Below are 11,741 nucleotides of genomic sequence, written 5' to 3'. Positions count from 1 at the left end.
ATCCACGAGGCGATTCAGTTCGCCTCTTTTTATTTGTTATATTGTGTTACATATTTCATAATACACAACTTTGTATTTCTATTATCATTTATCCAACTGCATACATTGATAGGGCTTGATTTTTTTACGGTTCACCCTCATAAATGTAGTTATAAACATAAAACCTCACGAGGAAGATTATGAAAAGCCCTATGTTTACGCACTCTTCAAGTGGCACTAGTACACTTGAAATCAACAAGACCCTTAAAAATACGTATTTTTTGCTATCGATGACACTAGTGACCAGTGCCATCGCTGCTATGGCAACAATGGCTATTGGTATTTCACCAATGATGGCGCTTGTTATGCAAATCGCAGCCATTGGTATTCTTTTCTTTGCAATCCCAAGAAGCATTAATTCTTCAATGGGTATTGTATGGACGTTTGTCTTTACAACATTGATGGGTGGCGCACTGGGTCCAATGCTAACCTATTACGCCTCTATTGCTAATGGCCCTTCGATCATTGCACAAGCACTCGGCCTAACTGGTATGGTATTCCTTGGCCTATCGGCATACACAATCAGCAGTAAGAAAGACTTCTCTTTCATGCGCAACTTCCTGATTGCGGGACTTATCATTGTTATCGTGGCGGCAATAATCAACATCTTTGTCGGCTCAACAATCGGGCAATTAGCGATCAGCAGCATGTCAGCTTTGGTTTTCTCAGGTTTTATTTTATATGATACAAGCCGTATCGTACGTGGCGAAGAAACTAACTACGTCAGTGCGACCATCTCAATGTATCTAAATATTCTGAATCTGTTTACTAGCCTACTTAGCATTCTAGGCATCATGAATGACGATTAATTCGTAGACTCAAGTTGGTTAAATAGAGCCCGGAATGTGAAACTTCCGGGCTTTTTCTTTTCCTACATATTGTTGTTCTAACCTAAGCTGCGCTACCCTATTCCCTATCTGAGTTTTTGAGACCTAAAACAATGTTTGAATACAACGGCAAATCAATCGAGACTGATGCACAGGGCTACCTACTCGATCATACTCAGTGGGAAGAAGGTATGATTCCAATACTTGCTGTGCAAGAAGGTATCGAACTGACTGACGCGCATTTGGAAGTTGTTCATTTTGTTCGTAATTTCTACGAAGAATTTAATACATCTCCGGCGGTAAGAATGTTGGTCAAAGCCATGGAAAAAGCACACGGTCCAGAAAAAGGCAACAGTAAATACCTGTTTAAGCTATTTAAACAAGGGCCCGCAAAGCAAGCAACTAAACTTGCTGGGTTACCCAAACCCGCTAAGTGTTTATAACCCCATAGAGCTATTTGAGGGTTTATAGGTCAAGCCATAGTCAGTGAGGATGAGGAATCTATGCGTAATATCCATCAGCCAATGACTCGGCAACGGGGACCCATAAGCCCTATAGCATAAAGTACTGAGCTGCCAATCGGCGGCTCTTTTATTTGCTTTTCATTCCTACTTACCTGAGAATACTCAACCTTTCAAAACCAATCAATTGGCTAAACATATGACTCCAGCTATTTATCTTGAAAAAGGCCGTGATAAATCCTTAAGACGTCGACATCCTTGGATTTTCTCTCGCGGTATTCGCAAAATTGAGGGGGAACCTTCATTAGGTGAAACAGTAGACATTTTTACTCATGACGGTAAATGGCTGGCGAAAGGCGCTTACTCTCCTCACTCTCAAATTCGTGCCCGCGTTTGGAGCTTTGACAAAACCGAGATAAACGAAGACTTCTTTGTTAAGCGTATCCAAGACGCACTATTGCTCCGTCAAGATGTGATCGAGCGTGATGGCCTCACTGGCTATCGATTGATTGCAGCTGAGTCAGACGGTCTGCCCGGTATTACCATCGATAAATATCAAGGCTATCTAGTTTGTCAGCTCCTAAGTGCAGGCGCAGAATTCCAGAAGCAATCGCTGATAAACGCTCTCCTAAAAGTATTCCCGCAATGTAATATTTATGAACGTTCGGATGTAGCGGTTCGCAAGAAGGAAGGCTTAGAAGAACGCACAGGTGTTTTACACGGTGATGAGCCACCAAAGTCTGTTGTTATTGAAGAGAATGGAGTCAAAATCAGCGTTGACATCGTTGGCGGACATAAAACAGGTTTCTACTTAGATCAACGCGACAGCCGCCAACAAGCGATGAAGTACGTCAAAGGCAAAGAAGTGCTTAACTGCTTCTCCTATACTGGCGGGTTCGGTTTGTACGCGCTTAAAGGTGATGCGAAGCGTGTGATTAACGCAGATGTATCTCAGCCAGCACTGGACACAGCGAAATTCAATGCCGAGATTAATGAATTCGATATATCTAAAAAGCGCGCGGTGTTCCTCAATGCTGACGTGTTTAAGTTACTACGTGAATATCGCGATCAGGGTACCAAGTTCGATGTTGTCATCATGGACCCACCAAAGTTTGCAGAGAGCAAAGCTCAGATCAATGGCGCATGTCGCGGCTACAAAGACATCAACATGCTGGCAATGCAGATTCTAAAACCTGGAGGAACGTTGTTAACATATTCATGTTCAGGTCTTATGGACCAGGTCCTTTTCCAAAAAATCATCGCCGATGCTGCAGTCGATGCAGGCAGACAAGTCAAGTTTGTCGAGCGCTTTGAACAAGCTGCAGATCACCCTACTGATACCGCTTACCCGGAAGGTTTTTACCTTAAAGGGTTTGCTTGTAAAGTTATCTAAGCAGACAAATTCATTTATAGAAAAGGGCCTTACGGCCCTTTTTCAATCATGCGATTTGATGATTTCATTCAGTAAGCTGGTCAAATCGTTGCCCGTGATACTGCCATGGCTAGTATCAATACCATTGAGTTGGTCGACGACGTTATCCAGCTTAATCGACTGAGTGGTTTGTCCGTTATCCCTCTGAATGCTGAGTTCAATGCCATTACTATCGACAACATTGGCAGAGACATCAGATAGTAACTCTTCCATGGTTTCATCTTGTCCTAACAGGTCAGAAATATCGATCTTATCTTCTGACACATGGAAGTCCGTAATTACGTCGGTACCACCATCTAGCTCGCCATCATGCCAAACAAATTCATCTTCGCCATCGCCGCCAGATAGAATATCACTACCTAAGCCACCGATGAGCGTATCATCACCCGCTCCACCGAACAGGATGTCATTACCTGCGCCGCCATCCAAAGTATCATCGCCCCCTTGCCCGAACAGGATGTCATCTCCTGCTCCACCAGTAAGAGTGTCGTCCTGATCACCATCACGGGAAACATCAAAGTCACTGTAATTCTGGCGAACATAGCTGTGAACATCTTCTGCGGACACATCAGCTAATGGGCTGCTGGTCTCTGACGCGACGTATTTCTGTAGTGCGGCAATACCTTGGCCATCAATGTTATCGAAATCAATGAGGTCGCCAAATAGAATATCGTCGCCGTGCCCACCTTCGATGTTGTCTTCACCCTGTTCTAAGGTCACTTCCTGACCAAGGATGGTTTCAGCCAGCTTATCTACGTTGATGTTAGGGACAACGACACCATCAGAATCATATTGCGATAATGTGGCTTGATTAATTCCACTGCCAATACCCACCGCTTCGACAGCTGAGATTAACGCCAACACCTGATACATATGACGAGCCTGCACTGATGCATTACTACCATCGGTGTATCTCAATCCACCTGAGTAGCTTAAGTTACCAAGCGTAGCGCCTGTCAGCGGGGATTTAACAGTACCTGAACTGGTGACAATTTCTTCACCTTTATAAGAGACTGCAGTTCCCACAGAATAATTGTCAGGCAGAATATTCTCTAAGGTTACAACATCCCTGGTAGATGCATCATAATCCAACACAAGCTGGTCAAAATCCTCAGAAGTCACATTGAGGTGATTGCTGGTGTTAGGATAACCGTCGGTAATAAAGTAAGTAATATTTTCGGCTTGGTCGTTAGTATTGTCGTCAAACCATTCAACCGCTGCGTCGAAGCTGGTTTCGTAGTTTGTAAGACCACTACCATTGTTTTCGATATTACTGATCTGGGACACAAAGTCAGCACGAGCAGTTGGGGAGCTTAGGTCCACCGATATCGTTACACCTGAATTAGTAGCAAACTCAGTCAAAAGGATATTGACTGTCCCAGCATTAGCGCCTGAGTTAGCAGTGCTGAGTAACTGATCGAAAACCTCGATAATCTCTGCTTTCGCCGTACCAACTCTTCCACCCATGCTACCTGAAGTATCTAGAACAAATGCGATGTTATAGTCCTGACCCGCAACAATCTGGATACCCTGTACATCACCAACAATGAGCTCATGATCCCCCTTGCCAACGATAGTGTCATCACTATGTGAGCCTGACTCAAGCACATAGCTACGGAAAGAAAGTGTCTCTTCCGATGTACTATGCGCTGTCTCTTGGTTGGCGGTTTCGATGGAAGACCCTTGAACCTGAATCGGGAACTCTAAGCTACCACTGTAATCGTGAGGTACTTTGATATCGAAGGACGCGTCACCATTGCTATCTAGTGTGATTAGATAAGAGCGATTAGATTGTGAGGCGATTAAGCTATCGTTCACATACACTTCGACTCCTGCTGGAATGCCTGTGACCACAATTTGCGGACCTAAAGACTCACTACTATCAAGATCAGTGAGTTCAACAGAAACACTGACTGGGATTGTTTTATCTTGCGATGTCTCATAGCGGCCGTCATCGGTTTGCTCTGTCGCCACATTCACCACTTCCATTTCACCTATAGTCATTGAGACCTGAGGTGCATCGGCTACTGGCACGACTTGAATAGATAGCGTATCTGACGACCTCGTGTTGGTCGTATAAGTGATAACCGGAAGCTGACCAGACCAATTAGCGTTTGGCGTAAATTCATAAGCCCCGTCGGCATGCATGACAAACGTGCCTTCCGATAAAGTCACGCTGCTGCCTGCAGCGTATGAAACGCTATTGATGGAGAAGTGTTCAACAGAAAGGATGTTGTCTTCGTCGCTGTCTCTACCGTCTATATCCGTCAGCACATTACCAATCGCACTGTGGTCTTCATCAACGACATTAACATCAGATTGCGTCACTGTAGGTTTGTTTTCATGGACGAAAACATCTATTGTTGCTTGAGAATCCGCTTCGCTAGTTGAGTTCATCTCTGAAGCTGTGGCCACAACTGTAATGGTAAAATCGTCGTGTGAGCCTGCTGGTGGTAAAACGGATAATGAAGATAAGCTCCAATTCGTTACAACCACCTCACCCGATGCATCTATAACCACACTATGGGCCCCACCATCACTCAATGTCGCACCTTGTGGTAAACCACTCAATGTGACCTGCAGCGCTTCAGAGCCATCGTTATCGGTAACAGCGCTCGTAATCTGAGAAAGTGGGATTTCAGTATCTTGAAGCCCTTCGTTGTAACCGTAGACTTGATAGACTTCTACACCATTTATCGATTTGAGCTCTGAAGCCCTGACATCAGATTGATCCAGCTGTGTTTCGTCGGTCACTACGGATAACGCAGAGCTGGTAAGATCAACCGCTGCTGCGCCATTTATAGAAACATCGACATTAAAGTTGCCTGGGCCGCTTTGATTATGGTGATAAATCGCAAGTGGGTAATAACCCGATACCTGAGGCGTAAAGGCACTGCCCTGAATTTGCCCACTTGAGTTCCCCCAGTAGGCTTGATCAGACATAACGCCACCAATGGTGATCGCTAAACTGTCATCACCACGCCCTACAAAGTCATAACTCGTTCCGGCCTCAAGGTACACCAAACCAGTCACGAGCACGGCATTGTCTGCTGCCGTCGCCCAATGACCAGTATCTTGCGCATTAGTGGCTGTATCTGAAGAAGCAAGTTGAGGGTCGAGCGCATCAATAGCTGAAATCAATGTGCTGCCATTCACACCCTGCCCATTGTCGTTTCCTACAATCACTCCCGTCCATGTCTTTACATTAAAGTGCTGTTCTAAAAGCACAGTATCTGGAGTGTTGATGTTAAGAACTGGAGTGTCTGCCACGGGCGTAACATCAAGAGTGAGTGTCATTACGTCAGACTTAGCATCACCTTTTTCAACCACAAAGTTAACGTGGGCATAATCCTGATTCAGGTTACCTTCTTCGGTGCCAGTATGCTGGTTATATCCTGATTCATTATTTTCAGGAGTAAATCGGAGATTGCCCTGAGACACATTACTCACGGAGATCAAGTCACCTTCTGAAACTGGTGTCCAGACTCCCGGCGAAGTTTGCACCTCTAAAACACCTGAACTAGGTAATTCAGAAATTGATATTTGTGCATCTAAGTCTGTAATGCCGAAATCAGTGACACCTAAGATGTAGTTTTCGTCTTCATCAAATGTCACTTCCTTACTTTCAGCATCAAGCACTGACAATACCGTTAGATTAATTACCTTGCTGACTGATTCAGCTGTCGCAGGTGCATTATCTTGTGCGGTTACAACAAATTCGAGCGGGTAGTTGCCCTCCTCAGGAACATTCACTTCAAGTCCAGTCAGGTCATTGCTCCATGCAGACAAATCTACACTATTCTTCCCATCTGGCGTTGCTAAAACAGTGATCGAGTGGCCAATGCCATCTCGAATAACAGACCCTTCTGGTAATCCATTAAGTATCAAAGACAAGGTTTCTGATCCATCAGTATCACTTAAGCCAACAACAATATCGCTAAGCGGGATGAAGCTGTGTTCGTAACCAATGTTGTCTGCTTTCTCTAACGTTATGTCATCGAGCAGCGCACCGTAGCTGTTTGATGACGTTTCTGATTCAAATACAACTTTGTACTCGCCATCCGATCGTGCTTGGAAATTAATACTTTCGGTTTGCCAATTGAGGCTTTGCTGATCGGTGTACTCAAACAGCACTTTACGATCACCATTTTCATCTTCAAGGAATACCGTCAATGGAGAATCATCTAGCCTGCGCGCGACGACATCAAATGAAAGGGTGTAGAACTGGTCTGCTTGCGCAGTAAACTGAGTGAATAGGTGGTCATCGCCATGACGACCTTCGATCTCAAAGATTTGATTCGAACTGTCTGAAACACCACCTCGATAGACAGTTTCTTTGCCCACTTCGCTGTATTCACCCGAGTTCTCTGTTCCCCAGGTACCTTTTGCACCATCCGATTGAGTAAGCTCACTCGCGCTTACATTGCCTCGCCATGAATGATTACCCATGTCGATAGAATCGAAATCATGGAACGAAATCACTTCTGGCTCTGCAATAGTAATCAAAGGCACGTCAGTAACAGCATCAACCTGAACATCGATACTATGGTGCTCTATAAGCTCGTTCGAAGAAGTATAACCTTCAACATTAACCGTAAAGTTCTCGTCACTGTTGTTTGGCGGAGTTATGGTCAACTGCGCTAGCTGTTGTGGAGTCAGCGTTGCTTCTCCATTGCTGATCGCAATGATATTTTCGCCAGATTTAAGAATCGAACCGTCTGGTAGATCGGTCAATACAACTTCAATCACGGAGCTGTTCGCAGGTATAGAGATGTACAGCGCAATTTGGCTATCTTCATCACCGCTAGCATCCTGTTGTACGGTCAGGTCAGCCACTTCAACAACGCTTACCCTTGTCGTTGCCGTTTCTGATTGTTGACCCGAAGCATCCGTCACATGGATCTCTATCTCACGATCCGTTTCATCAGGGTTTTCACTGGTATTTTCGAAGCGAATCCCTTTGAGGAAAGCTTCAAACTCTAAAGATGATACGCCACCAACTGTATCGGCAGTAATCAACGAGGTAACGCTGGTAGGCGTCACAGTCTGGCTGACGGTGAATCCGGGCGTAGAAGGCCAAGTAAGTTGATCGCCTGCATACTTGTTCGTCAACGTCACTTGCATTGACTGAATAGCGTCTTTGTCGTCAAAAATGTCGACACTTGCATCCGCAATCGAGATTGCATCATCACCTTCAGTGAAAGAAGTAGCAAAATCAACATTGGTGTCTTGTTTCGAAATTTTGATGACTAAGTCATTGTAGTCATTGTCATCATTGACGTGATTCTTCTGGTCGTCAAAGCTTAAAACCGTGTCGCCATCGCCATTTTCGGATACTCTCATATGAGAATTTTCGTCATGACTCAAGAACACATTAATATTGGATTGCTCAGCTCCGTTAATAAGCAACTTACCACTTGAATCCACTTCAAACGTTGCGCCTGATGGTGCATTTTCAATTGCATTGGCACCATTTGGAATGAGGAAGTACTCGACGTTGTCCATGCTATCTAGATTCGCAAGGACAGGATCAAATCCATTTTGACGGGAGTCGTACGAATCCGACATCAAGATTTGAAGCTGCTGTGTCTCTGACGATGCATCATAAATGTAGTAGCCGAATACATTGTGATAACCCGCACTTTCACTGACAAATTCAATCTGATATTCGCTGCCATCTAAGTCGATGGTTGGTTTTTCATTATCTTGAATCGTAGCTGTACCGCTAACCTGATTCGATTGATACTCTGTCTTAGCCGCTAACGTGAACGTCTCGTTGTTGTCGGATACCTGATCATCGATCGTTTGTACAGAGACAGTAAAGTCATTTTCACCGGCTGGTAAATCAAACTCAAACACACCATTTTTTAGAGAGACTTGCTCTGATTGCTCAGGGTCCCCATATTTCACCGTCACAACACTACCATTAAAGTCTTCTGGTGAAGTGGCATTAATCTCATTGAGATCTAAAACAACTCGGGTGTCCGAAGTGCTCTCTGCAGACAACGCGACATCGAAACTGACAACACCGCCTTCTTCAATATTTTGGTCGCTGACTGAGGTAACAACCGGACGATCATCATCGGCAGTTTCAGGGCCCTCGCCGTCAGGGTCAACGCTTCCATCATCGACAATGTTCGCCACGCTAGAGTCAGAGCCCTGAGCACCAACAACACCGCTAACGGCAAGCTCGAAGCGCTCAGCTCCCTCGTAAACAGGCTGAGAGTCGTCATCGATTGTCTGAACGGTAACACGAGCCTGAGTCACCCCTGCTGGTAACACGACATCACCATTTGGAGCAATCGCCAGCGTTTGCCAGCTGTTGCCATCGTGATACGCCACTACCATGTTTGAAACATCAGACGCGTCTGTCTCTAAGTGAGCCAAAGCCAAGTTGATAGTCACCGCTTCAGCCGTGTTTTTGCTCAATGAAACGGTGAACTCTGCAGCCGAGCCTTCACTGACATTCACATTTTCAGAAACAGACACCAATGGAATATCTACATTCTCAATTGTGCCCGAGGCTTGCTGTCCACCTAAAATCAGTGTGTAGTCTTCGGAGCTTTCATAAACGCCGTCTATCAGGGTTGGGATAAGAATAGTGAAAGTGCTAACACCGACAGGAACAACCACTTGTTGTGCCGTGGAGTCATAAGTCACCCCATTGGTAAATATCACTTGAGACAAGTCCACATCCGAATTGTCTGCGCTATCACTATCTGACTTACCAAAAGTGACACTGTATCGTGTTTCTTGCAGTACACCTTCTTCCAGTGTCACTTTGTAGACAAGGTTGTCTCCTTCATCTACTGAATTCTCAAGCATTGAGATAGATTCTACTGCGACCTCTTGAGGCAATGGATTCACTACAATCGAAACCGTCGCCTCAGCAAAGCCCCCTTTATCATCGGTAATAACGTAATCAAACGTAGTATTACCAACGAACGCATCATCTAGATCTATATAAGCTATGCCATTCTCAATCCTAGCGCTGGCGTTATTGACTTCAGAGACATGGGTGATTCGAATATTGTCGCCATTCGGATCAAAATCGTTACCCAATAGTTCAGTCAAAGGAATTTCAAGTACTTCTCCTTGATTGGCTGCGTATGCTCCGTCACCAGACGCTTTAAAGCCTGTTAGGAAATAGTCTGAAGAGTCACTGCCACGTGCAGGAATGTTGCTAAAGTCTGTCGCTTCAAAAACAACGCTATCAAATGCAACGCCGCCGAGGTCTTGCTCGTCAAAATGATAAGAACCGTGGTTGCTACCATCATTGGCGACGAAAGTGCCACTCGCAACTGGGTTATCACCGAGATAGGCCACCCATTTACCTTGCTCATGGTTGCCACTTCCACCTTCATTTTTGAATAGATTTGATACTTCAAAGCTAAACTCTGTCGCAGGCTTATCTAGGTCTACTCTGAACTGCTCAGATTCACCATCTTCTCGGTTGTATTGTATTTGAGCACCCGGCCCTCCATTCTCGTCACCCGCAACCCCACGTTTGACACCGCTTTGAGTAATAGACTGATCTTGACCTTGATAGCTACCGATAATACTCACGCCATCATGTGTCCAAGAATTAGAGTTAAAGGTACCAAGTGCGACCTCAAACGCAACAGGGTCATCTGTGGCAATCGGCGTTTGGTTTCCTTCGGCTAGAGTCACCGTGTGCTCGTCGCTGTAATTTCCATCACTATCTACTGCTCGGTAATCGAAGGTGTCATTTGATGACGTTTCTAGATAACGCAGCTCCCAGTTGCCCGGGCCTTCGGTAGTAACTATCAGCTCTTCAATTTGTCGACCTTCTGGAGCATCAATAGTCACAACATGGAACAAATCTGTATTGCCTGAGGTCTCTTTTGAAACTGGCACTTCGATGATTGAGCCATCATCAAGTTTCGCTTGTACTATCGCTGTTGTTTCAAACTCGTGGCCATCCTCAAACCAGCCACCGAGTCCATCTAACCCTACTTCTACAGACGTTGACGGGCGATGGGTAAAATCAATCGTAATTGTCTCACCTTGCTGAAGACCGCCATCATTTCCTACTGCAAGTCCATATCCAATATGCCCTGCACTTGGCTGGCCAAAGTATTGTGTTAATGCCTGACCTGAGGAAATAATTGTGATTGAATCGCCGTTGTCAAAAGTCAGAACCCTCTGACCAGCATTGCCTTGAACAGGTTCACCCCAATTTAAGAAATTAGACTGGCTAGCACCACCATCCATACCATCAGGAGCTTTTTTTACTCCCAGAACGAAGCCTGTCGATTCAGCGTCATTTTCATAACGAATCAGGTTTGGATCACTGAATATTGTTCCTTGCTGCAGCACTTCGCCTTCTGAATTAAAGCTCGTAAGATCATCAGCGTCGATCAACTGATCGCCGTAATACAGTTGACCCGACTCAGGAAGCTCTGTGATAACAACGCCAACAGGTGTGTTTGTTGCGTCATCTTCGTTATCAGAAATATGATCTTGTTCTGCATCCTCACTATTAAACAAGATGGTTGCATTTCCATTTGCGTCGAGTGTTGCATCAAAATTTTCTGCTTCGGGTGGATTATCTTCGAAATCTAAAATCGTAGCGCTTGCGGTGGTGTCTATTGACGCGCTAACTGTTCCGCTTCCCGCACTGACGGACAGGCTAAAGCTCTCATCCCCTTCATAGGTATCATCTTGTTGAGTGACAACTTTGACGTTTACGGCGCTCGAACCTGCAGGAACAGAAATTTCTCCCGACGCAGGCACATCCAACCAAGTACCATTCGCAGTTTGATATTGGTACGAAGCCAAATCTTCTGTTGAAGTATCTCCCGCATTTAAAGTGAGAACGAAAGAAACGGTCGATGTTGCACTGTTTGACAAATGAACCGTGAAGTTAGCGGCATTACCTTCATTAACGTCCCCACCTCCTGAGATGGAAACATGAGGGCGGTCATCGTCACCGCCTTCACCACCATCTTGAATGGTCGC

Annotated in this window: 4 protein-coding genes; 3 read left to right on the top strand and 1 reads right to left on the bottom strand. The window is 45.2% G+C overall.

Annotated features, from left to right (window positions below):
* Nucleotides 1-179 precede the first annotated feature (179 nt).
* The 3 genes from TW84_RS00020 to TW84_RS00010 all read left to right on the top strand — a co-directional run bounded on the left by TW84_RS00020 (nucleotide 180) and on the right by TW84_RS00010 (nucleotide 2,720).
* On the top strand, nucleotides 180-848 hold the full coding sequence (locus tag TW84_RS00020; RefSeq protein ID WP_045973438.1) for a Bax inhibitor-1 family protein: 669 nt from the start codon (nucleotides 180-182) through the stop codon (nucleotides 846-848).
* 131 nt (nucleotides 849-979) lie between these two features.
* A complete protein-coding gene (locus TW84_RS00015; protein ID WP_045973436.1) occupies nucleotides 980-1,309 on the top strand; it encodes a TusE/DsrC/DsvC family sulfur relay protein in 330 nt (109 codons plus the stop codon).
* Nucleotides 1,310-1,526: 217 nt separating this feature from the next.
* Nucleotides 1,527-2,720, top strand: coding sequence for a class I SAM-dependent methyltransferase (locus TW84_RS00010; RefSeq protein WP_045973433.1), 1,194 nt, complete (start codon nucleotides 1,527-1,529; stop codon nucleotides 2,718-2,720).
* A gap of 42 nt (nucleotides 2,721-2,762) precedes the next feature.
* Here TW84_RS00010 and TW84_RS00005 read toward each other — a convergent pair whose 3' ends face one another.
* On the bottom strand, nucleotides 2,763-11,633 hold the full coding sequence (locus TW84_RS00005; RefSeq protein ID WP_205622450.1) for a Calx-beta domain-containing protein: 8,871 nt from the start codon (nucleotides 11,631-11,633) through the stop codon (nucleotides 2,763-2,765).
* Nucleotides 11,634-11,741 lie beyond the last annotated feature (108 nt).

Origin of the sequence: Vibrio neptunius (assembly GCF_000967495.1) — a bacterium.
In the GTDB taxonomy this organism is placed as follows: domain Bacteria; phylum Pseudomonadota; class Gammaproteobacteria; order Enterobacterales; family Vibrionaceae; genus Vibrio; species Vibrio neptunius.
The sequence above is the reverse complement of the archived record's forward strand: the minus strand, read 5'-3'. Positions and strand labels throughout refer to the sequence as shown.

Excerpts from the sequence above, each read along its gene's own strand:
- TW84_RS00015 (WP_045973436.1), top strand. The coding sequence starts at position 980 with ATGTTTGAATACAACGGCAAATCAATCGAGACTGATGCACAGGGCTAC.
- TW84_RS00020 (WP_045973438.1), top strand. The coding sequence starts at position 180 with ATGAAAAGCCCTATGTTTACGCACTCTTCAAGTGGCACTAGTACACTT.
- TW84_RS00010 (WP_045973433.1), top strand. The coding sequence starts at position 1,527 with ATGACTCCAGCTATTTATCTTGAAAAAGGCCGTGATAAATCCTTAAGA.